Here is a 23,197-nt window from a genome sequence, read left to right on the forward strand (position 1 = left end):
TGGTCAATACACGATAAACTTAATGTTCGTGAGCGTGCTCTTCTTCTTGTGCTATACCTAACCAAGTGATAGCAGCAGGTGGGAAGGCTAGTTCTAGTTCACCTTCCACTTCTAGGTCTTCTAAGTGCACCTGTACAACGTGTTGAGCAATTGGGTCTGCAACGTAAGCAAACTGACTATTTTGCGCCACTGTCATACTAAACTTCATGCCTTCAGGCATGGTTGTTACGTCTTGTTCAGTGATATCAACTTGACCTGCAAGTTCCCAGTGCGTGTGACCGTCGTGCGCATGTGCCTTAAGTACGTTTAAAAAGCCTAAACTGTCTAGTACTAAAAAGTGCTCGCCATTGGCTGAAAACGAATATGATACCGCACTTGCGCCATCCGCAAGTTGCCATTCTACTTCTTCCATTTCTGCGGTTGCTGGTTTAATAGTTACAATGACAGCCTCGCCTCCGCCTCCGCCTCCGCCTCCGCCTCCGCCATGGCCAGATGCTATGCCAATAAAGCTCTCGCTATCTTCGTGGCCATAAATACTACCAATACGAAGATCGCCTACAACTACAATGTTTGCTATTTTTTCAGCTTCGTACTCATCACCTTGCTGGTGGGCAATCAATACACCATCGCCACAACCAAATACAACATAATCGTGATTTTGTGCTGCGCCGTGTAAATCGGGGCAGGTTACTTCTAACGTTTGCTCTAGTTCGTAATTACCATCGTGAAGATGATATACACCCACTTGATCGGGAAGTACTTTGGCATTAGATGTGCTACTTGCATCGTCTCGACGAATGGTTGAGAGTAAATGCTCACCGCGAGGCTCAGCTACACCATGCATGTTAATATCGTAGTTAATGCCAGTAAGTGTGGCTGTTGCATTGGTAATATCGTTATCGGTTAGCACTTCTACTGAGGCAGGCGTACCGGTTTCTGCATCGCCATCGTAAAATATTGCTAATTGCCCGTCGTGAGTTATTAAGTGTGTAGGGCGACTACCACTTGTTAGCTCGTAGCTGCTAAACGCAGGGCCTTGCTCATAATCATGCAAGTGCTCTGCGTGATCTTCGCGCCACATACCGCCGTCTATAAACCCTAGGTAATCTTGAGTACGATTAGCAATAACAGCATAACGAAAGCCTGGTGATGCAGATAACGTGTTTGAGTCATTGTTTAGTGTAAATGTATCAAGTAATTCGCTGTTGTCTAAATCAAAAAAGCTAGCTTCGTTACTGTCACCTGCCAGAACGACAAGTCTGCCAAGTGAGTGTATGGTATAGCCGTCGTCATGGTCGTGATCATCATCATGATCGTGCTCGTCTTCTACAACAATAGGATCTTTTTCCACAATGTTGGTTTCTGCATCACCACAGGCGGTAATTAATGTGCTGCTTACTGCAAGTGCTATCAATTTTAGTTTGAATAATTTGGTCATATTAGTTTCCCTTTATTTAAAATTCTTTTTAGAAGTAACCACGAATACCAAGTGCGAAACTTCGTCCTGGGCGTGGCGCTATCTCTTTTAAAAATGAGCTATGCACGCGTGCTTCTGTATCTGTTAGGTTTGTACCTTTTAAATACAGAGATAGGTCTTGATTAAGTATCGATAGGTCGTAACTCACACTGGCGTCAATTAGGGTGTAACCGTCTGTCGCGGTTTCTTCAGGAGCCGTGCGATCTTGATCTTGGTAGCGAGTTACATGAATATGCGCACTGAATTTTTCGGTTTGGTAGCTAAATTCAGTACCGAAACGCAGTGGAGGTGTACGCGGCAGGTCGCCGCCGTCTTTAAGGCGTGCACGTACATAATCTGAGAATAAATCTAACTTGAACTCATCTGTTAATTGCCACGCAATTTGCGCTTCAAAACCGTGTAAAATTACATCATCTGTTTTAAATAAATAAACGGGTAGCTCTTCTGAGTGCTCGTCCTCGTCGCCATGATTGTGCTCATCTTCATCATGGTTGTGGCCACTTTCGGCGTATAAGCCGGTATTTATTTGGTAGTAATAGTTGTCTACTTGGTTATAAAAAGCGTTAAATATAAAGCCAATATCACCTTGGGTTTTACGAAAGGTTAAATCAATATTATTGGCAGTTTCTAGGTCTATTGTTTGCTCAGACAAACCTAAATGGCCATCTTCATCTAAATCAAATAAGGCGCCAACTTCATAAGTTGCGGTGCCAATATGTGGCCCAAACGACAATAATTCAGACGCAGAAGGTGCGCGCTCTGAGCGCGATACCGAAAGCCCTAAGTTATAGTTAGGTGTAAAGTCCCATACTACACCGGCCGATAAACTGACTGGCGTAAATTCATGCTCTGCATCAAATACGCGAGTAAAATTGGTTTCTTCTTCGTGATTATGATCGTCATGTTCATCACTTTCATTATGTGCATGAGCATCAATACTTGGCAGTAATACATTGCTTACGTTAAGTTCTACGCGCTCTATTCGGCCACCTAACTGCACTAAAAAGTCGCCAAAGTGCCTTTCTTCCATTAACGCTACAGCAAAGCTTTCGGTCTCTGATGGCGGTGTAAAAGCTTCTTCACCTTGCGCCTCTACATCACTATTTTTATAGTGAAAACTAAAGCCGCCATTCCACTCGCTAAATTGGTTATGTAGTAGGTCTATGCGTAATTCGTTTGTTTCGTTTTTAAAGGTGGTGCCAACAGCGCCACCCTCAATTTCAGCGTGTTCGTAGTCGGTATGGCCAGCGCGCAGATTTACTTTGTTTAGCCACTTATTATTTAAATTGTATTCACCTAGTAATTGCACTTTGGTTTGCTCTAAATCGGCAAATACGCTTTCCTCGTCACTATGCTCACTTTCATCACCATGAGAATGACCAGGAATACCGTATTGGCGATTAAATTGCTCAACCGCTATTCCAATAAAGCCTCGCTCAAGTAAGTAACTTGTGCCGAGCGTAAAACCATCAGATTTTTCATTACTGTTTTCAACGGTGTAGTCGCCAGTACGTTCTTCGTTATTATGGTTTAACTGGGCTGCGACAGGTATTTCATAGTCATCGGCTTCACGCCAAAACGCATCGGCATAAAAAGCAAAAGAGTCTGTACCTGTAGTGGCATTAAACGAGGCTACTTTTTGGTTATCTACTGAGTTGTGCTCTACGTTCCATTCGCCGCGTGTTGTGCTGTCGGTTGGTACGCGGTTGTCAACTATATTTACAACGCCGCCAATAGCGCCGCTACCATAAAATAGAGTTGCAGGGCCCCGTAATACTTCAATTTGTTGTGCGGTAGACGCTTCTGATGCTACCGAGTGATCGGGGCCAACGCGCGAAACATCACTTACATCAAGACCATTTTGAGTTATGAGTACACGAGGGCCACTTAAACCACGAATAATTGGTGTGCTGGCCACCTTGCCATGAAAATTGGTATTTACACCGGGGAGTTTTTCAAGGGTGTCACCTAGTGTAGCGGCTTGATCGCGCCTTAATTGTTCGCCTGATAAAACGCTGACTGGTGAGGCTGACTCCATAGCCGACATATGAATTGGTGTTGCCTCAATGTCTATTACTTCAATAGGTGAGCGCTGAAGCGTAAACGATACAGAGCGTGTTTCATCTGTGTCTATAGTAATATCACGATGTAAATGCGCATAACCTGGCGCAACGATGTGAAGCTCTTTGAGTCCATTGTTTAGTTTGGCTATTACAAAGTGACCGTTTTTATCGGTGGTGACTTTTATGTCTGAGCCTTCAAGTTCTATTACAGCATTACTTATAGTACTGCCTTGTGTATTTACCACTGTGCCTTGAATGGTTTTTGCAAGCACGCTCGCGGGCAATAAAGCGGCTATTAAAAGAGCTAACTGTGACCTTTTTTTCATTCTACCTTACTCTTGGTATGTTATATTGTATCAATTGTGCTTCAAATGTTATAATGTAGCAAGTGTAATTAACGATTGTTATTTAAATGCTCATGCAAAAGTAAATATTTATTTTTAGACATTGATTAGTAGAGGAAAAAATGAAATCGAGTCAAAGTGTAATGGATCGTCTAGCAATAGGGCTTTCGTTAATGTGTACAGTGCATTGTTTTGCAACGCCAATTATTTTAGTACTTCTACCTAGTTTGGCAGCACTACAACTAGATAACGAACAGTTTCATATATGGATATTAATGGCTGTGCTACCCACAAGTTTACTTGCGTTAAGCTTAGGCTGTAAAAAACATAAACAGTTTAGTTATATGGCTTTTGGGATTGTGGGGTTGTGCTTAATGTTACTTGCTATTTTTATAGGGCATGAAGGTGCAGAAAAGGTGCTAACTTTAACTGGCTCAGCTTTTATAGCTGTAGCACATTGGTTTAACTACCGCCAGTGTCTTAAAAAAGAAGATGAGGATTGTCCGTGCTCAGGTAATTAATCTTATCAAATAGTTTAATGCCTATATTATGGTGGTATAGCTCTCATCGACTAAATGAATATTGATTTATATTAAAGACTCAGCTTTAAAAGGCGAGTTTTATACCAATCAGCAATAATACTTGATTAATTTGAGGGCTTAAACCTGATGCTAACTGTGTTAAAAGTTTCTGATATACGACTGCATGGATGCAGGAGATAGAGCAATGCAGGAGCAATTAGTGATAACAACTAAATAACGAAATTTTTGCTTTGTAATCGACACGATTTTCTTAACTAAAAATAGCTCACTTAATTAAGCAGATTGGTATTAAATTTAAAAACACTATAAAAACACACAAAAAAAGCGACTACCTAATAAGGTGTCGCTTTTTTAGTAAGCATTATTAGCTTACTTGTAAAAGGCTTCAACAGTGCCTTTTCTTGTAAGTAAAAGTGGTTGCCCGCGACGATCAAGCCCTTTTGGAGAAGCAAATTTTATCCAACCTTCGCTGATGCAGTATTCTTCAACATCAAAACGCTCTTTGCCGTTGAACGTGATACCAATATCGTGTTCAAAAACGTCTTCCACATGATGTGGGCTGCGTGGATTAATAGAAAGGCGATCTGGTAAAGCAGGTTTTGCGGTAGTGTCGTTCATGGTCATATTCTATATTGAATGAAGTATGCGCTATTGTAGGCAATACAAAGCTTTCGCTCAAGAGAGATAGTCGTAAATGTGTTTAAAAATGTACTAATTAATGAGTTGTGTATACAAATGAGATTGAGCTTGGAAAATATTTACAGAGGAGGATTTTGAAGATATTTGACTAAAAAATGATAAAGGTAAAAATATTAATGGGTTATCTCTAACCCACTAAATTGTTTAGCAATTAGATGCAAACAATGTTTTCGGCTTGTGGGCCTTTTTGACCTTGTGTAACAGTAAACTGTACACGTTGGCCTTCAGCTAAAGTTTTAAAACCGTCGCCAGAGATTGCGCTAAAATGTGCAAAAACGTCTGCGCCAGATTCTTGCTCGATAAAACCAAAACCTTTTGCTTCGTTAAACCATTTTACTGAACCAGTAGTTGTATTAGACATAATATGTATCCTAAAAAATTAATATAAGTGTGCCTGAAAAGAGGCAATTGAGCCGGAAAAAATAGTTAACTTGAGGATATCGTGTAGGATTATTACTAAAACAACTCGGTACTAACAAATAAAACAGAACTTCTTTCAAACTAGTATTCAAAATGGGTTATTGCTAACCCATTTAACGAAAGCAATTAGATGCTAACGATGTTTTCAGCTTGTGGGCCTTTTTGACCTTGAGTAACAGTAAACTGTACACGTTGGCCTTCAGCTAAAGTTTTGAAACCGTCACCAGAGATTGCGCTGAAATGAGCGAAAACGTCAGGACCAGATTCTTGCTCGATGAAACCAAAACCTTTTGCTTCATTGAAAAATTTAACTGTACCAGTTGTAGTATTAGACATAATAGTATCCTAAGAATTAATAAAAGTGCGCCTTAAATTAAGGCAATTTAACAGGAAGAAAACATACATTTAACTGAGGATAACGCGAAGGATTATTACTAATATCAACGTGGTACTTACAAATAAATAGGGTTTTCTATCAACCCGATGCGAAGCAGGATAACAGTAAGTTAAGCCGTATACCAAGCTTTATTGTGATTTTATTTTAGAAGTACTACTTTTTTATCTGTTAATTATTAGCCAGTTTACTAACACCTATGCAGATTTGTTTTTTAAAATTAAATTAAAGCTTTTTAAATCAGTTTGTTATGTTTTATTTGGTATTCTTTTAAGTGAATTAAATAGAAACCTCAAGTGCTTAAAACGTCTATCACTTATCTGTTTAATTTTTATATGGATCTTAGATTATTTAATTGACTGGCTCTAAATTGCAAATTTAGGTGCTAATAATGTAATCCAAAGTGTTTCAGTAATTATTTAAATAATCGATTTTATGTCCACTTTGATGGGTTTTACCCCTTTTTATATTTATGGAGGCAAGCGTAATTAAAAAATAACAAAAGGTTATTGGCGTTTTTAATCACTATATAAAAGGTGAAAAGTAACTACTTGTTATACGGGCGATACTCAGTTCTATCAACATAGGCGAGTGTAACTCAGTCGCTTTAAGCCAGAGTTATAGCATTTAACATGCTGCGCTTTTTATGTCTTTTTTTTGTAAAATATTAGTCACTTTTTGTTCACCAAAATTACCTTTTTTAGTCATATCTTTTTTCTATAGTGCAGCGGTTACTCATTTGAGATTTTTAACTTCAAGCAAAAAATAACCACTAAACAATGGGAATTATGAATGAAAATTAAAAAAGTCGCTGCGGCAATCGCTCTAACGTTTGCGTTTAGCGCAGTGAGCCATGCAGATGTACTACCGCAAAGCCAAAAAGGCAGCAGCTGGTATAGCGCTGCGCAAACTAAACTAACAACAAAAACAGAACAAGCGCAGGCTACACAAGCCACTAAAGCTAAAAATGTCATTTTATTTGTGGGCGATGGCATGGGTATTTCTACTCTTACCGCAGCGCGCATTTTGCAAGGGCAGCGTAATAACCAACCCGGCGAAGAAGGTTATTTAAGCTTTGAAGAGTTCCCATACTCTGCACAAGTTAAAACGTATAACGTAGATGCCCAAACTCCCGACTCAGCAGGCACGATGACGGCAATGATTTCGGGTGTTAAAACCGATGTTGGCGTAATTGGTGTAGATGAAGATATTGAACGCGGCTTGTGTTCAACAGTGGCAGGTAATGAATTACTTACAGCTACAGAGCTTGCTGAAATTAAAGGTCTTGCAACAGGCGTTATTTCTACAGCACGTATTACTCATGCAACCCCTGCTGCAACGTATGCTAAATCGGCTGACCGTAACTGGGAAGACGTATCCGATATGCCAGAAGATGCCGTAACGGGTGGCTGTGAAGACATTGCATCGCAACTGGTTAACTTCGAAAAAAACCTAGAAGCACGATTTGTAGGGACCGACGTAGACGGCCTTGATTTTGTAATGGGTGGCGGTCGTCGTCACTTTTTACCGAAAGACGAAACAGCTAACTCAACAGATGCAGTAAGTGCTATAGAAGGCGACCGTACTGACGAGCGCAACCTAGTGACTGAGTGGCAAACACAATACCCAGATGCTACGTACGTGATGGATCAAACAGGCTTTGATGCAATAGCGGATGACGCCACTAAAGTATTTGGTTTATTTAACGAATCCCATATGCAATACGAAGCTGACCGCGCAAACGATGTAGCGGGCGAGCCTTCACTTACCGATATGACCACTAAAGCAATTGAAGTGCTTGGTAAAAACGATAATGGATTTTTCTTAACGGTTGAGTCGGGTCGAATTGACCATGCGCACCACGCGGGTAATGCATACAACGCGCTTAACGACACCATTGAGTTTGCTAAAGCCGTGCAAGCTGCGGTAGATAACACCAACCCAGAAGAAACCCTGATTTTAGTAACCGCCGATCACAGCCATGTATTTACTATTGCAGGCTACCCTAAGCGTGGTAATCCAATTTTAGGTCAAGTAGTTGCAGTAGGTGCAACAACACCAAGCCTAGCCGCCGACGATATGCCGTACACCACAGTCGGTTACGCAAATGGCTTAGGTTTTAGAAATTTAGGCGACGAGACAAATGCTGATGCAAGTTACACAAGTGCTGCTGTTGCAGGGCGTGTTGAGCTAAATGGCGTTGATACAACAACCCCAGGTTTTCACCAAGAAGCAACCGTACCAATGGGCTCAGAAACACACGCAGGTGAAGACATATCTTTACATGCTAAAGGTCCTGGTGCTCAGCTAGCCCAAGGTGTAATTGAACAAAACGTTGTATTTCATCTAATTAATCAAGCTCTTGAATTAACTCAGCAATAATGGCGGCTAACATGAACAAATTAACGGTACTTTCTTTGGCAGTAATGGTCGCGCTTGCAGGTTGCTCGAGTGACGATAACAAAAATGAAAATAATATTATCGCAGTAGATAATACTATTGCAGTGGGCTCTGAGCAGTGCGTTAATGGCGGCGTAGAGACGCAAGTAGGCGCAGATACAAATAATAACGACGTGCTAGACAGCGATGAAGTTAACTCAACTAATTTAGTGTGTAATGCACCCGCAACGTCGCTAACAAGCGAGCAGTTAGCCTCGCTCACTAGCAATACGTGGTTTAGTGAAGCACAAACAAAATTGGGTGCAGCACAAACAGCCAGTAGCAACATTGTTACTGAATCAGGCAAAGCTAAAAACGTAATTTTATTTGTGGGCGATGGTATGGGTATTTCTACCATAACCGCAGCACGTATTTTAGCGGGTCAGTTAGAGGGCGAAATGGGTGAAGATCACCAGTTAAGCTTTGAAACTATGCCTTTTTCGGGCTTTGTAAAAACATACAACGTAGATGCGCAAACGCCAGATTCGGCAGGCACTATGACCGCAATGGCATCGGGCGTTAAAACCGATGCAGGCGTTATTGGTATTGATGAAGCGGTTGAACGTGGTAATTGTGCATCAGGCAAAGGGCACGAACTTGTTACCTCGTTAGAGCTTGCTGAAATTGCAGGCAAAGCAACAGGGATTATTTCGACAGCGCGTATTACTCACGCAACACCCGCTGCAACGTATGCTAAATCGGCAGAGCGTAACTGGGAAGATATCTCCGATATGCCAGAAAGTGCTGCAACATGTGAAGACATTGCATCGCAACTGGTTAATTTTGAAGCCAACCTAGAAGCACGCTTTAGTGGTGTTGATGTAGACGGTATTGACGTAGTAATGGGCGGCGGTCGTCGTCACTTTTTACCAAAAGATGCCGCGTTTAATTCAACCGATGCAGTAAGTGCTGTTGAAGGGGATCGAACAGATAACCGCGACTTAACCGCAGAGTGGAAAACGCAATATCCAAATGGCACGTACGTAATGGATCAAACCGGTTTTGATGCAATAAGTGACGACGCCACTAAAGTGTTTGGCTTATTTAATGAGTCCCACATGCAGTACGAAGCTGACCGCGCAAACGATGTTGCAGGCGAACCTTCGCTTTCACAAATGACCGAAAAAGCAATAAACGTACTTGATAACAACGAGCAAGGTTTTTTCTTAACGGTTGAGTCGGGTCGAATTGACCACGCGCATCATGCGGGTAACGCTTATAACGCGTTAAACGACACTATTGAGCTTGCCAAAGCCGTTAAAGTGGCGATGGAAAACACCAACCCAGAAGAAACATTAATAGTTGTAACTGCCGATCACAGCCATGTATTTACCATTGCCGGTTACCCTAAACGCGGTAACCCAATTTTAGGTAAAGTGGTTGCAGTAGGTGCAACGGAGCCAAGCTTAGCTGCCGACGATATGCCTTATACAACGGTTGGTTACACAAATGGTGGTGGCTTTAGAAACCTAGGTAGCGAGACCAATGCCGATGCAGGTTACGCGTTTGCACCGGTTACAGGGCGTGTTGATTTAACTGATGTTGATACAACCACACCGGGCTTTCATCAAGAAGCACTTGTACCAATGGGCTCAGAAACACATGCCGGTGAAGACGTAGGCGTTTATGCAATGGGACCTGGTGCACACTTGGTAACAGGCACAAACGAGCAAAGCTTTTTATTCCATGTAATGGACTTTGCCGCTGACTTTGTAAAAACCGCAGACGAAAAACTAGCGCAATAAATACCGGCTAGTTATAAATTTAGTTAAATATATCTAAATAAAAAACCCCGCCTACTTTGCGGGGTTTTTGTCATTAAGCTGACATTTTTAATCGTTATGTTATTGCCATAAACTTGAAATATAAATAAGAGATAGCTAAATGAAAAAAGCGTTATTAATAATTGCCACGCTTGTAAGTACAAGTAGCTTTGCCTCGCAATGTGATATTGATGCTAAGCATTTAAAAGCCGATTATAAAATTACCAACAGCCATAAAGCGCAGCAAAGTAGCGAGTCACTTACCCTTTGGCGAAACAACCAGCAAGTAGCGCATCAAAGTGAAGTAATAACCGAGCTTTGGCAGCACTTAGCCAATAATCAAATACGACCAATACGTTACTTTAATGCCCAGCAACGCGGCATTGAATACCAACCATCTGAAGTACGCGGCGTGCAAAATTGGAGTGCTAAAAGTCAGCTGGTGGATAACCACCTAATAAAAAAAATGACCTTAGTAAGCACACAAGGTAAAGGCTGCGATGAAGTAAAAAACTATACATTGAGCGAAAATGGCAACGACTTTAACCTCGTCCTTTTTTACGCATTCAAAATTAGTTAAAACATTTAGTATTAGTAATAAAAAAAGCCAAACAACTACCTTGCTTAGCCTTAATAATGTAAGCACTGATGAGCCATTAATTACCGCTCAATTTGCACAATGGGATCGCTTTCAAACCACAGATTACGCCGACATTGGCGATAACGAAAATGACCCGTTTTTAGTAAAAATGATAAACCTTGGTTTTATAGAACACAGCGCAACAGGTTTTTATAACCAGCAGGGCGAAGCTATTCAAGGCGGGCACCACCACTAGGTTTTAATTGAGTTTTAATGTGGCGTAGGACGAGCTTGCTGTGTTGGGGGTAAATTTATACTTCAGTCAGCAAGCTGTGGTGAGCTACCAACCGCCCTCTAAAATAAAGTGAATTTAAAATACTTCCGCCTAAACAATACCTCGAATAACCGTCCCTTCTTATAAATGAGCATAACTTTTTACTAATTATTTATAGTTGGCAATAACTTACGCTATTTGATACTAATAGAAGTCCACGCAATAGGGATGTTTGCAACAGTGCCTATTAACAAAGCTGTTATATGGGGAATTAAATGCGAGTACTTTTAGTTATATGCTTTGTATGGACTCACTTGTTATTTTCCTGCGGCAATGTTTAAACAAAGTTAGAAGTTGCTTCATATGACAAAGTATATATTTAGTCTTTTATTTGTTTTATTACTATCTGGGTGTGATTTTGAAGTAACTGGGGCCGATGAGAAATTTGGTACACAAAACTTTGTATCTGCTATTTCTCTAATTGAGCTACATAAAACCCGCAATGGGGTATACCCAAACACTTTAGCTGAACTGGATTTTTTAGGTGATTGGGATGGTATTTGGTTGTCCGCTGTTACATATGAAAAAAATGATGACGGCTACAATTTATATCTTGAAAGAGGCTGGGCTGGTAAGCCCACATTAGAGTTTCCTGTAAGCTTCAAGCAAGGTCTAGGTATTAAAAAAACCAATATAAAATGGGTAAAAAATTAATTACCAAAGGTGAAACAGTTGTTTATAAGGAGTTTGCGTTGAGAACACGTATTATGAATTTTATTGAGAAATCTAATCAGGTATTACTATTTATTGCTGCGATAGTTGTAATTTTTGCTATTGGTAAGAGCCTTATTAGTGATCTTTTTAAAAGTGGCTATTCTGCGCCTAAGGTTCAGGTGATTGAACATAGCGTAGCCCTTGATGAAGAACCAAAGTTACAAAAAAATTATATTGGTCAAATCAAAGATGTTCACATTTTAGAAATCACGTCTGACAAAATAATAAATCAAAAACCTTACAGCGCTAATGCTGAGATTATTATTTCATCAGCACTGAGTTTGAGTCGTAATGCAGTAAATTTAATGTTTACTAAAGCTGGCGAGAAAAACAAAGTGTTATTCAAAAATAACGTATTAATTGTAGGCTTTTCTCCGGTTCAATTAAAAGAAACCAGTTACCAAAGCGTTCTAAGTAAAAACATCTTCTCAGTTGTACAAAAAGATACAAATAAAAATGGCTTTTTAAATAGTGATGACCAAAAAGAGTTATTAGTTTCTGAATACGACGGCTCTGGCTTGAAATCTATTATGGATAATATTGAAGGCTATCAGCTAATTAGTAATAATATGGTATTAATTTATACCAAGCCGGAGAGTGAAGCACTTTATTATATTTTTGATGTACTATCAGGTGAGTTGGTTAAGCTTGATACACGCTTGTAGTTAGCTATTTACTTAAACACAAAACTTAATTGTGCGCTAAAAAGCGTTCTATATGGACATTACTATGCTCAAATCTATTACTGTTACTAAAAAGAATTATACCGACTATGCTGATTTTATAATAAAAAAGTTGTGTGCGCCTAAAGATAATAAAGGTTTAGGGTTTATAAAAAACATGATTGTATGGTTTGTGCTAGCCGTTGTTCTTATGACTTTTTTTCAGGTTGAGTCTATTCGCCTTTCTGACTTTCATTGGCCAAGTGGGTTAATTGTAGCAGTGCCATTTTTAATATTAATTATTGTATTTTTATACAATAATTATAAGTTAAAAGAGCAATCAATCCCCAATGAAAATGGCGTAATGATTGGCAATAAAACAATTGAATTTCAAGCTGATGGCATTTGCGAGACTAATCATCTTGGAAGTTACTTTTATAAATGGCAAGCCGTTGAAGCAATGGAAGAAAATAAAGGTGATTTATATATATTTGTAGACAAGTTATTGGCTTTAATAATCCCAGCTAGCACATTTACAAACGAAGCCGAAAAAGAAGAACTAAAAGCATTTATTAAAGCTCATATTTAGTCATGCGTAATTTTATAAATATTTACACCGTCTTAGTGTTTATTTTAATGCTTATACCTATTTCATCAATGGGAAGTGAAAAACCAGCTAACACTACCGATGAAAAATGGGGTAAGTATCTAGAGCATAGAGCTGCTTGGAATAAAATGCTTAAAGAGCGTTATGAAAATAAGTTAAAGCATACTCCGCCAAAACCGCCTTGGATTAAATTTCCAAATTATCATCCGAGCGATATATTTTGGAGAATGGGTGACGGCGAAAGCTACATAAGTGACTATTTTTCTATCTATTTTCAGTACGCTTCTAAGGCTGAAATAAATGCTTATAAGGTTAAATATCCTGAAAACTTAGATTGGCGTGGAACATATAAGCGCTTTGAACACTAACTAAAAAGTACAGCTATGCTTTCAGACAACTTATTTGATTGTAGCACTTATTCACAGTGCTATTAACTCACGCTAATAGCACATATCAGTTTTTAGACGCTACTCCAAATGAGCATCATCAGGCTTTTTAGGTTTACTCGCTACTTCTGTTAAGCCGTCTTCGCAATCGCCGCTATCGCAGGTATTTAAATCGCTTTGTGCTTGTTTATCTTGTTGCAGAACTTGTTTTAAATCTTCCATGCGTTGGCGCACGGCTACGCCGTAGCTGGCGTCGTCGCCCCACAGCTCGGCAAGTTGCACAACTGCAGCGCGGTCGTGGTCTCTAAACAGCTTACCGGCGCGTTCTGCATCTTGCTTAGTGTTACCTAATAACTCGAGTGCCTCTACGGCAAGGTTAATAGCTGAGTCGACTGTTTCGCGGTTAAACGCATCTACTTTTAAATTAAGTAACTGATACGCATGGCGGCGGTCGATTGCGCGAGCAACTATTTTAAGTTGCGGGTAGTTTTTATGCGCGAGCTTAATTATCTCAATGGTTTTATCGGGGTTATCAATTGCAATTACCAGCATTTGCGCGGTGTGAGCACCTGCGGCTTCAAGGAGTTCTTGGCGTGCGGCATCACCATAAAATACGGTATTGCCAAAACGGCGTAGTAATTCTATTTGGCTAGGGCTGTGATCAAGTACGGTAATTTCGTAGCCTTGCGCGTGCAGTAAACGCCCCATAATTTGCCCAAATCGTCCGTAGCCCGCAATAATTACGTGCTTAGCGGTGCTAATTTGCTCTGGCTTATCAAACTCAGGCAAAGCACTGCTGCTGCGTTTTTGTATTTGCTCATAAACCATAAGTAATAACGGCGCTATTAGCATTGATACCGCGACAACTAAGGTAACAAGGCTGGTTTGCTCGGGCGTTAAAATACTTAAGGTAGTGGTTACGCTTAACAGTACAAAGGCAAATTCACCGCCTTGGGCAAGCGCTAGGGCAAATAATAACTGCTGTTTACTGTTAATTTTAAAGGTAACGGCAAGGGCAAATAAAATGCAGGCTTTAACTACTATGAGTAAAACTACTAAGGCAATAACGGTACTAAACTCGTTAAATAGCAGTTCAAAGTTAATTGATGCGCCAACAGTTATAAAAAACAACCCTAACAGTAAGCCTTTAAAGGGTTCTATATCAGCTTCTAATTCGTGTCTAAATTCACTCTCGGCAAGTACAACGCCCGCTAAAAAAGTTCCCAATGCAGGCGATAAACCAATACTTTGCATAACCAGTGCAATAGCGACCACTAAAAACAGTGCAAAAATAGTAAATATTTCACGCATGTGCGTTTGGGCAATGTATCTAAATAACGGGGCCGATACATATTTACCGCCGGCAATAATAGCGGCAATAACCGCGACCGATACACATACTTGTTGCCATACAGGCCAGCTTGCAATAATCGAATCGCTGATTTCTTTTGAGCTAGTTTGCGGGGCAAATGCAAGCAGTGGCAATAGGGCTAAAATAGGAATAATTGCGATGTCTTGAAACAGCAATACCGAAAAAGCGTTTTGTCCGGCTTCTTGCTTTAGCCAGCCTTTTTCTTCAAGGCTTTGCAGTACAATAGCGGTAGAGGAGAGCGCCAGCATTAAACCAATGGCGAGTGCGGTTTGCCAATGCATGGCAAAAAACCAATAACAAAATGCAAAAATAGCCGCTGCCGATAGCACAACCTGTAAGCCGCCAAGCCCTAAAATAGAGTGGCGTAATGTCCATAAACGCGAAGGTTGTAGTTCAAGGCCCACTAAAAACAGCATCATTACTACGCCAAATTCTGCGAAGTGCATTACATCGGTTTGATCGCCCACAACACCCAGCGCATAAGGGCCAATGAGTATTCCGGCAATTAAATAACCTAATACTGAGCCCAGTCCGACTCGTTTAGCAATAGGCACAGCTACAATGGCTGCTGCTAAGTAAATTAAAGCAATTTCTAACACGCGTTTATCCTAATAACATCAAGGCTTTTAGAATGGCTTAGCTGCTTATAAAATACAATGGATTATATGGCTCAAAGTTGTTTATTTATCAGTAGTTATAACACTAATGGTTATAACTACTGGGCTAAAAATAGCACTTTATGTTGAAGGGCTTATTTGGGGGCTAAATATTACAAATACTTATAATTGCTGAGCTCGGTTGGCCTGAATCAGAATGGTAAATAGTAATGTTTGAGCTGATTGTATTTTCAACGTTTGTTTCAATTACTGTTACTTCAAATTCGGCAGATGCAGGTAGGTCGATATCCAATTCGCTATCGAGGTAGGTACTTCCGCTTTTTTGTAAAGTAAGTGGTTTTGTTTGATCAAAGCTAAATTGAAAGCTATCTGACGCTAAAAGTGTATCTACCATGTTAAAGCGTAGGTTAACGGTGTCGGGGCCTGAAAACTCAGCACACACAAATACTGAAACCTCAACAGCTTGTAAAACGGGCATGCTATTTTGGCCTATATCCACAGTAAAGTTGCTTTGCGTAATTGCTACGGAGTTGTATTCCCCAGCTGCAAGCCTTTGATCTGATGTTGTTATCGTTATTTTTTCGCCTTGCGCTAAATTAACCTCTTCATCAAAAAAGCCATTTGTGTTGGTGCTGTACTGCTGTCCATTAATTGTTAGCTGTGCATTGCTTATAGCGGCTTTTTGCACATTAGTGAGTTGCCCTTTAATACGACCGGTAAGTTGTGCAGAGTTAGTTACTGTAATTGAGAATTGCACACTTTTTGAAAATCCATCAGCATCAGTTGCTATAACGGTTAGCGTGTAACTACCTGTCATATCTGCGATAAATTCGGTAATACTTTGGTTTGTATTGCTTAAGCTGGTGCTCGAGCCTGAAGGCGCTGATAGCGTCCAAGCGTAATCGAGAGAGGTTCCTTCTGGGTCGTAACTTTGGCTTACATCAAATTTAACTGCATTGCCCACTACATCGTAGCGCGATTGCTCCCCCGTGAAGCTAATTACTGGCAATGCGTTTTGTATTACATCAATTGTTAGGGTTTTTGTGTCAGAGAACTGCACGCCATCGTTAGTGCGTAACGAAATAACCACTTGTCCCTCTACTGATGCGCTAAACGTTGGTTTTGATATTGTATTACTGCTAAGCGTTGCTTGGCCTTGCGACGAAATGATTTCCCATTGGTAGCTTAGTGACTGGCCTTCTGGATCGTAACTAGTTGAGGCATCAAGTAAAACTTGTTCATCAACCGTTATAGAGGTTTCATAAGTTACCAAAGTAATAGGCTTTTTATTGCTACTGGCATGCAGTACTGAGGTTGCTTGGTTTGAGCTTAATTGCCCATCAGACACTGTAAGCACTACAACGTAGTCGCCTTCTTTATCGGCAACAATAGAGGGCGTTGCTGATGTGTTGTTAGTCAGTTGCGATGCACTATTTACAGGCTTGGCTTGTAACTGCCAGTTATAATTCAGCGTATCTCCGTCTGGGTCGCTGCATTGTTGGCACTGCAAAGTGGTTGATTCGTTTAACGTAATATCACGTTCGGATTCAAGTGTTGCTATTGGGGCTTTATTGCTTGTGGTAACAGTTAAAGTAACTGATGCGATATCACTTTCGTTTTGTTGATCGGTAACAGTGAGTGAAAGCGCGTAATCTCCAGCTGTAGACGCTGAAAACCCAGCGGTATGATTTTGCATGTTTGAAAGAGCAGGCGTGCTGCCCTGGGGTTTTGCTGTAATTGCCCACGCATAACTAAGCGTATCGTTTTTATCGGGATCAGTACTTTGGTTACCGTAAAGTGTAACAACTTCATTTGGGGCAATTGTTTGATTTTCTACGTTTATAACCGCTTGTGGCGATGAATTAGAATTAAGCGATTCACTTTTTATGAGTACGACAGTGCTTGCTGTATCACCTTGTGAATCAGTAACGGTAAGCTCAACTTTAAACTCGCCTATTTCGTCTGCAACAAACTGGCTTTTTACTTGAGTCGCATTTTCAAGCGTTGCATTACTTGCTACGGGCTTGGTAATAAATTGCCATTTGTATTGATTAATGGCGCCGCTGGTTGTGCTACTTTGCGCGCCATTTAAAAGCACAACATCACCTTGTTTAACGGTTTGTGTGCTACCTGCGTTAGCAGTTAGTTGGGTACTTGCAGTAACGGTGAGTTGTTTTTGTGCCGGTGTGCTTGAAAGCTTGCCGTCACTCACGGTTAATACTAATTGGTACTCTTGTGCTTCAGATACTGAAAACTCAACGGTACTTTCATTATTAACCGTAATCGGTATTTCTACTTGTTCGTTTTTGCTGGTTAATTGCCATTGATAGGTGAGTGCATCGCCATCGGGGTCGCTACTTTGTGCTGCGCTAAACACGAGGGTGGTATTTACTTTAAACTTCGATTGCTCGGTGGTAATAACCGCAACAGGCTTTGTGTTAGTGCTGAGCGGTTTAGTTACTGTTTTGGAGTCTGAACCACCAGAGCCACATGCAACAAGCGTGAATAGAGTCGTGATTAGAATTAAGAGTTTCCATTTCATAGTATTAATATCCTTTTAATAAAGTCGAATACTAATATGTACCGAAATTAGCTATAAAGCAAAAAAATAAATCAAAATAGGTACTTTTTATATTATTTTAGGAAATAGTTAACGTGAAGCAGTGCTGCTTTTAAATAACTTATACTTTGAGAGGAGTGCTTTATGCCCAGATTGATAGGGCATAAAGTATATTAAATGGCAGTTGAATAACGCTTAAATAAAGTTAGTCAGCTACTTTTACTGAACCGCTAATATTATCGATACTTACATCGCCCGAGCCCGACTCAGTGATAGTCAGCCCCTTTGCATGATTAACGCGAATATCACCCGAACCATCTTCAATTGTTACGCTTGAACCAATATGCTCAATAAGCAGGTCGCCAGAGTTATCATCAACATTAACTGCACCGCTAATATGGCTTATTACTATATCACCCGATCCATCTTCAACGTTTAGCGAACCGGTTATGTTGCTCACGTGCATTTCGCCAGAACCATCGTCAATAGTTGCATTGCCGCTTACGTTGTTAATGTGAATACTGCCAGATCCATCGGTTAATTCTAAATTACCTGCGATGTTTTCAAGGTTTACTTCACCTGATCCATCGTCAACAGTTAGGTTTTTAGCACCGCTTATCGTTAAATCTCCTGAGCCGTCTTTTACATCAATATTGCTTTGCATAGCACTTATTAAAATGTCGCCAGAGCCATCATCAATATCTAAATTTAGATTACTTGGCACAGTAACCACTAAATTAATACTTGGAGATTGGCCACTGTAAAAGCTAATACCATTACGACTTTTATTTTGGGCAACAAGCTTTGCCTGTTTACCGTCTTGCTCGAGCGTTAGCTCGTATTCGTCTTCAATGTCGGCTGTGTAAATAGTGGCATCAACACTGATGCTGGTGGCCGTTTTTGAGCCTTTTATTTCAAGGCTACCTGCGCCGCTTAACACATTTAAATATTCTAAATTATTGCTTGGCAGTGATAGCTGTTTTGTTTGTTTTACTGAGGCAACGCTTGGCGATATATGAAATACACAGCCACTTAATAATAAAATGCCGCCAATAAGTGAAAGTGGTTTTGTAATGTTAGATACAGTTGATGAGCTCATGTTTAGTCCTTTGGTATTTATTATTTGTATTTATATAAACAATATAGAGCAAAAATGAGGCCGAAATGTAAGCTGTTGTTTTGTATAGGGTGGTGGTTTTTTATGAAAGTTGAAATACTAATAAGTGGTTAAAATAACTAATTATTAATATAAAAGGATGCGTGATGCATCCTTTTATAATTGCTCTGCTTTTATTAGTAAACTAATTAAAAGCTGTAAGTAATATTACCGTATAAAAAGCGTCCGTCTAATCCGTAAGGTGCATACGGTGTGTACGGGAATATTTGGCCAAAGTCAGAGTAACCAATGTTATCCACGGTTGCTTGTGGGTATTGATCGAACAAGTTGTTTGCACCAACGGCAAATTTCCAATATTCGTCTGGACGGTATGCCACTTCTAAGTCGGTGATCCATTTAGGGTCTAGGTATTCATCGCGATCAGCTGTAGTTGATATATCAGCGACTTCACCATAACGTGTGGCACGAAGCGTTGTTTGCCATTCGTTAAAGTTCCACACTGCTGATAAGTTCCATTTGCTATCTGGCGTGCCCTCTTCAAAGCGGCCTACTTCACGACGTGCAAACACTACGTAGTCGTCACCTAGTGAGTTAAGCTGTGCTGGGTTGTCGTTTACGTGTGTTACTTCGGTATCGTTAAAGTTAGCGGCTACGTTTAGGCGTAAATCACCTAAGTTGTCTAAATCTAGGTTATAAGTAGCAACAATATCAACACCTTGCGTGCGTGAGTCAATCGCGTTGGTAAAGTAACGTACGCTTTCGGTATTTAGCTCACCGGCATTTTGTAGTATTTCAACAACTGCATCGCCCTCTAAGTTTTCAGACAATACAATACGGTCATCAATATCAATACGGTATGCATCTACTGTTAAGCTAAAGCTGCCTTGCGTGTACATAAAGCCCGCAGTAACGTTTACTGACTCTTCAGCATCTAACGGCTGTGCGCCTAGCGCTTGCGCTGCTGCAGAATCGGTTGGGAATAGACCAACTTCAAATGGTTGGTTGTTCTCAAGTACAGTAGAGATTTGGCGGTACGAGCTTTGCGCTAAAGATGGTGCACGGAAACCTGTGCTAATTGCACCGCGCAGCGATAGGTTTTCAGTAATGCTGTAACGCGAAGCAAGCTTAGAAGTAAATGTGTCACCAAAGTCGCTGTAATCTTCATAACGACCCGCTAAAACTACGTTCCATTTTTCTGTTAAGTAGGTATCAAACTCAACAAATAAAGCGATGTTATGACGGCTTTCGTCAGTCGCACTTTCTGGTCCAAAACCAGCAAGTACTTGCGCGCCACCGGCTGCAATTGGGTTACCATCGCTATCAAGTGCGGTGATGTAAGACGCTTCTTCGCCTTCTTCAATTTTGTAGCTTTCGTGGCGGTATTCAGTACCTACGGTAAAAAATACGTCATCAGGTAAGCCTAAATCAAGTGTGGTATTGGCCGTTGCGTTTACTAAAAACTGATCGTAAACCAATGCACCGTTGTCAAATTCGTTTGGGCTGTCGGCACCTAGTGATGTGTTAATACTATTTATAACACCGAAACCAAAGTCGTTACGGCCGTAGTTGGTACTTACATCCCATGTCCAGTCGTTAGTTTCGCCTTTTAAGCCCAGCGCAAATGAGTAGTCTTGTACGTCTGTTTCAATTTGCGGCAAAAAGCCATCTGGGTACACTTCTAAAACGTTACGGCTGTCTTTTGCACGGCGGTAAAAACCACCTGAATTACCTTCACGCTTTGAGTAGCTACCAAATGAATAAAGGTTTAAGCCGTTATCTAAATCGTAACCCATGTTGTAAAACAACGCGTAATCTTCAAGGTCGGCTTTACCAAAGCGGTGGTTGTAACGATCGATAGTAAATTCGCGTGGGTCTAGGCTGCCATCATCAAGACGGCTGTATTGTTCGCGTGGGTCAAAGCCTGAGCGCTGAGTTGAGTCGTTATCACGGTACTCAATTGATACGTTTACAAAGCCGTTATCAGATAACGCAAAACCAGAGTTTGCGCTAACAGTGCGAGTTGCACCGTCGTTTACTTCGCGGTCGCCACCGGTATTAAACGCTAAGTCGCCGTTTGCATCTGCATAGGTGCTTTCTAGCTGAGGTACGCCAGCCATTTGAGTATCGTATTTACCGTACGTTACGCTTACGCTACCGCCTTCTGAGGCATCTTTAAGTACAATGTTAATTACCCCAGCAATTGCATCAGAACCGTACTGTGCGGCTGCGCCATCACGTAGTACTTCAACACGCTTAATGGCTGATGTTGGAATCATGTTCAAATCAACAGCGGTAGAGCCTCGGCCAACAACACCTGCTAAGTTTAATAGCGCACCGGCATGGCGGCGTTTGCCATTAATGAGCACTAGGGTGTGATCGGGTGCTAATCCACGTAAAACAGCTGGTTTTGCATGGTCAGTACCATCACCCATAGTGGCACTTGGGTAGTTAAAGCTAGGTACTTGGTTTGCTAGTATTTGGCTTATTTCTAGCTGACCCGTACTTTGCATATCACCGCTGGTAATAATATCTACAGGTACTGAGCTTTCGGCAATACTGCGTAAGCTACGGCGAGTACCTGTTACTGAAATCACTTCAATGCTTTTTTCGGCTTGAACATCTTGTTCTGCAGCAAATACAGAAGAATAGGGTGCACTAAGTGCAGAAGAAACGGCCAGGCTAAGTGCTACTTTTTTGGCTGATAATGGCTTTAACATGATGTTGATTCCCTTGAGGGCTGCTGACTATTGATTTTAAAAAGGAGCGCATCATATAGAAGCGACTACCCTAGTGCAAAGATAAAAACTATCTAAGATATTCTAAGTTGTTAACAAGTAAGCTGGGGCGTGTTGCCTTGGTGATTGAATTTGCAGCAGTATGTTTGGCTTTTAGGCAAGGCAGAGCCTATGTAGTGTGGTTACTCCCCATAAATAGGCGATAACGCAGCATAAATGCCAAACATGCGCTGCCCTTTGGGTTCTTTCTAGGAACGATTAACTCTTTGTTACTCAGTTTTTACTTAGCCCACTAGGTTACAAACCTCGCGCCGCGATTAAATCGCTCCTAGATTGAACAAATTTCAATCCACAAAGGCCAACACGCCCCAGTGTTTACGCGTGATATAGGCGTTTGGATCGTTGTAGTTGCAATCTTGTGTCGAATGGTTGCGAATTCAAGGGGATTTTAGATAAAAGTTAGTAATACGTAAGAAGGCCAAGCAAATGCTTGGCCTTTCAATTTTTTAAATTTAGTAATTTAAATTATTCAGGGGCAACTTCAAGCGTTGTAAATAATGCATAACGTCCTGCATCTACGCCTTCTTCATTTACGGTAACCTTGTTAGAGGTTTCGATTAGGTATAGGCCTGGCTCTTTCCACGTAATTGTAAACATCCCGTCTTTATCGGTCGTTACTTTTACTTCGCCACGCTCGTTACGGTAGCGTGTGTCGCCTTTTAAAATACTTACTTCAACGCCTTCACCAGCAGATTTACCATCTTGTAGTAACTGAAAACGTGCTTGTTCACCTACAAATAAATCGTTTGGATGCGTTGGACCGCTAAGCTCTAAGCCTAAACCTAACTGTGCAGGTTTTGAGGTGCCATTTCGGCTTACAAATGTATCTACTGTTGAAACAACCTTCGTTGTCGTTACATCTTTTGCATTGCTTGGTAATTTTGCGTCTGTTTTTTTACCAAATACGCGCTTGCGCTTACCTTCTTCATTTTTGTAGAAGGTCATGTACATTGGCTTTTGGGTCATTGCAATGTGGTAAGTGCCTTGCTCTGTTAAGCTTACAGCAGCTGAGCTTTTACGTTTTAAGTAATAAGCACGAATGGTGTCGCTTACTGGCTCACCATTAGGCGCAAGTGCCATTAATAATGTGTCGTCGTACTCGGCGCCTTTTTCTTTAGGTTTAAAGGCTTTGTCTGGTGCAAATATTTCGTTAGAGATACTAGCGTCAATCATTACGTAATGCGCTTTATCGCCTGATAAAGATGTATGCGAAGGTAGTAACCAGCGTCCGTGTGCACTTGCTGAAGTTGACACTAAAGCAGATAAGCTCAATGCGCCGATTAATGCGGTTTTTAATAAATTAATTTTCATT

At 40.8% G+C, this 23,197-nt stretch carries 17 protein-coding genes and 1 pseudogene; 8 read left to right on the forward strand and 10 right to left on the reverse strand.

Annotated features, from left to right (window positions below; genetic code table 11):
- Positions 1–19: 19 nt before the first annotated feature.
- Both P20495_RS10960 and P20495_RS10955 read right to left on the reverse strand, forming a co-directional pair.
- Positions 20–1,438, reverse strand: a complete 1,419-nt coding sequence (locus P20495_RS10960; RefSeq protein WP_008136045.1) for a hypothetical protein — start codon at positions 1,436–1,438, stop codon at positions 20–22.
- A 28-nt stretch (positions 1,439–1,466) separates the two neighbouring features.
- Entirely contained in the window at positions 1,467–3,866 is a 2,400-nt protein-coding gene (locus P20495_RS10955; RefSeq protein WP_008136046.1) for a TonB-dependent receptor, read from the reverse strand.
- Between the two features lie 140 nt (positions 3,867–4,006).
- On the opposite strand from P20495_RS10955, the gene P20495_RS10950 reads away from it, so the two are divergent.
- Positions 4,007–4,405 (forward strand): MerC domain-containing protein, encoded by a 399-nt coding sequence (locus P20495_RS10950; protein WP_007377375.1) that lies wholly within the window; start codon positions 4,007–4,009, stop codon positions 4,403–4,405.
- 390 nt (positions 4,406–4,795) lie between these two features.
- Here P20495_RS10950 and P20495_RS10945 read toward each other — a convergent pair whose 3' ends face one another.
- The 3 genes from P20495_RS10945 to P20495_RS10935 form a co-directional block, all read right to left on the reverse strand.
- On the reverse strand, positions 4,796–5,044 hold the full coding sequence (locus tag P20495_RS10945; protein WP_007377376.1) for a DUF3297 family protein: 249 nt from the start codon (positions 5,042–5,044) through the stop codon (positions 4,796–4,798).
- 232 nt (positions 5,045–5,276) lie between these two features.
- Entirely contained in the window at positions 5,277–5,486 is a 210-nt protein-coding gene (locus P20495_RS10940; protein WP_007377377.1) for a cold-shock protein, read from the reverse strand.
- Between the two features lie 185 nt (positions 5,487–5,671).
- A complete protein-coding gene (locus tag P20495_RS10935) occupies positions 5,672–5,881 on the reverse strand; it encodes a cold-shock protein (RefSeq protein ID WP_006792548.1) in 210 nt (69 codons plus the stop codon).
- A gap of 850 nt (positions 5,882–6,731) precedes the next feature.
- Here P20495_RS10935 and P20495_RS10930 point away from each other — a divergent pair.
- The 7 genes and pseudogenes from P20495_RS10930 to P20495_RS10905 all read left to right on the forward strand — a co-directional run bounded on the left by P20495_RS10930 (position 6,732) and on the right by P20495_RS10905 (position 13,406).
- Positions 6,732–8,321: an alkaline phosphatase gene (locus tag P20495_RS10930; protein WP_008136049.1), complete on the forward strand. Its 1,590-nt coding sequence runs from the start codon at positions 6,732–6,734 to the stop codon at positions 8,319–8,321.
- An 11-nt stretch (positions 8,322–8,332) separates the two neighbouring features.
- Positions 8,333–10,123 (forward strand): alkaline phosphatase, encoded by a 1,791-nt coding sequence (locus P20495_RS10925; protein ID WP_008136051.1) that lies wholly within the window; start codon positions 8,333–8,335, stop codon positions 10,121–10,123.
- 139 nt (positions 10,124–10,262) lie between these two features.
- Positions 10,263–10,977 (forward strand): annotated as a pseudogene (locus P20495_RS20505) (hypothetical protein).
- A gap of 381 nt (positions 10,978–11,358) precedes the next feature.
- Entirely contained in the window at positions 11,359–11,709 is a 351-nt protein-coding gene (locus P20495_RS10920) for a hypothetical protein (RefSeq protein WP_008136059.1), read from the forward strand.
- Positions 11,694–12,434 carry a hypothetical protein gene (locus tag P20495_RS10915; RefSeq protein WP_008136061.1) on the forward strand — a complete coding sequence of 247 codons (741 nt, stop codon included), beginning with the start codon at positions 11,694–11,696 and terminating at the stop codon, positions 12,432–12,434. The genes P20495_RS10920 and P20495_RS10915 overlap by 16 nt, the downstream gene beginning before the upstream one ends.
- Before the next feature lie 64 nt (positions 12,435–12,498).
- Positions 12,499–13,020, forward strand: a complete 522-nt coding sequence (locus P20495_RS10910; RefSeq protein ID WP_008136062.1) for a YcxB family protein — start codon at positions 12,499–12,501, stop codon at positions 13,018–13,020.
- Between the two features lie 2 nt (positions 13,021–13,022).
- Entirely contained in the window at positions 13,023–13,406 is a 384-nt protein-coding gene (locus P20495_RS10905; RefSeq protein ID WP_008136064.1) for a hypothetical protein, read from the forward strand.
- A gap of 99 nt (positions 13,407–13,505) precedes the next feature.
- Here the strand turns inward: P20495_RS10905 and P20495_RS10900 are convergent, their stop codons facing one another.
- From P20495_RS10900 to P20495_RS10880, 5 genes are all read right to left on the reverse strand, one after another.
- Positions 13,506–15,395 carry a monovalent cation:proton antiporter-2 (CPA2) family protein gene (locus P20495_RS10900; RefSeq protein WP_008136066.1) on the reverse strand — a complete coding sequence of 630 codons (1,890 nt, stop codon included), beginning with the start codon at positions 15,393–15,395 and terminating at the stop codon, positions 13,506–13,508.
- A gap of 163 nt (positions 15,396–15,558) precedes the next feature.
- Complete coding sequence (locus tag P20495_RS10895; protein ID WP_008136067.1) at positions 15,559–17,955, reverse strand: PKD domain-containing protein; 2,397 nt, start codon at positions 17,953–17,955, stop codon at positions 15,559–15,561.
- Positions 17,956–18,178: 223 nt separating this feature from the next.
- Positions 18,179–19,072: a hypothetical protein gene (locus P20495_RS10890; protein WP_007377385.1), complete on the reverse strand. Its 894-nt coding sequence runs from the start codon at positions 19,070–19,072 to the stop codon at positions 18,179–18,181.
- A gap of 206 nt (positions 19,073–19,278) precedes the next feature.
- The gene (locus P20495_RS10885; RefSeq protein ID WP_008136070.1) at positions 19,279–21,807 is read right to left on the reverse strand and encodes a TonB-dependent siderophore receptor; all 2,529 of its coding nucleotides are present in this window, start codon (positions 21,805–21,807) and stop codon (positions 19,279–19,281) included.
- 543 nt (positions 21,808–22,350) lie between these two features.
- Positions 22,351–23,196 carry a DUF4198 domain-containing protein gene (locus tag P20495_RS10880; protein WP_008136072.1) on the reverse strand — a complete coding sequence of 282 codons (846 nt, stop codon included), beginning with the start codon at positions 23,194–23,196 and terminating at the stop codon, positions 22,351–22,353.
- Between the last annotated feature and the right edge of the window lies 1 nt (position 23,197).

Source organism: Pseudoalteromonas sp. BSi20495 (assembly GCF_000241185.1).
Lineage (GTDB): Bacteria > Pseudomonadota > Gammaproteobacteria > Enterobacterales > Alteromonadaceae > Pseudoalteromonas > Pseudoalteromonas fuliginea.